Origin of the sequence: Pseudoxanthomonas sangjuensis, from assembly GCF_010211755.1 — a bacterium.
In the GTDB taxonomy this organism is placed as follows: Bacteria; Pseudomonadota; Gammaproteobacteria; order Xanthomonadales; family Xanthomonadaceae; genus Pseudoxanthomonas_A; species Pseudoxanthomonas_A sangjuensis.
On sequence record NZ_PDWR01000062.1, the window covers coordinates 1 to 658 of the forward strand.

Genomic DNA, 658 nt, shown 5'->3' on the forward strand with positions numbered 1-658 from the left:
GTCGGGACGTGAGATCCGGTGTGCGGCCCCTGCTGAATTACGGTGCCGCTACACCGAGGCGTTATCGGGCGCGCACACCGGGCTCTCGGCGTTTACAGTAGGGGAAAGCCAAGACATAAGGCGTTAGGTGTGCATGGAGACTCACGGATACACCGCATGAGCAAAGCAGCGCACTACCTCGGCATCTTTGTTGGCGGCCTTATTGCGCTCGTTCTTTTTGCCGCCGGCACAATCGCCATTGTCGCCTGCAACCAAGACTATTCCTGGGCAGAAATGGACTGGAACAGTGACGGAACCACTACGCCCGGCGAGATCTTTGCTGCTTCCGACATCGGCAAGAGACCCAGGAATGGTTGCATTGAGTATTTCAACCTCAAGGATGGACTGCCCGTAAAATCCGTGTGCCCTGATGGCACACCTAACAATTCATTCAAGCCGACGCCGCTTCGCGGCGCGGCTTAACTCAGCAACTGTCTTGAGAAGGTGCCTTTAGGCGACAGCCGCCAAGGCCTTCAACTCGTCCCGCCGCCTCGCATTGACGATCGTCAGCAGCTTGCGCATGCACGCCACCAGCGCGACCTTGGCCACCTTTCCACGTGCCCGCAATTGTTGGTAGTGCGCCCGCATCGCCGGCTCCCATCGCACCGCCGATAGCGTC

1 protein-coding gene is annotated in these 658 nt (G+C 59.0%); it reads left to right on the plus strand.

Annotated features, from left to right (window positions below; translation table 11 throughout):
* Positions 1–156 precede the first annotated feature (156 nt).
* A complete protein-coding gene (locus tag CSC71_RS15280; RefSeq protein WP_162375232.1) occupies positions 157–462 on the plus strand; it encodes a hypothetical protein in 306 nt (101 codons plus the stop codon).
* Positions 463–658: the final 196 nt, after the last annotated feature.

Excerpts from the sequence above, each read along its gene's own strand:
- CSC71_RS15280 (WP_162375232.1), top strand. The coding sequence starts at position 157 with ATGAGCAAAGCAGCGCACTACCTCGGCATCTTTGTTGGCGGCCTTATT.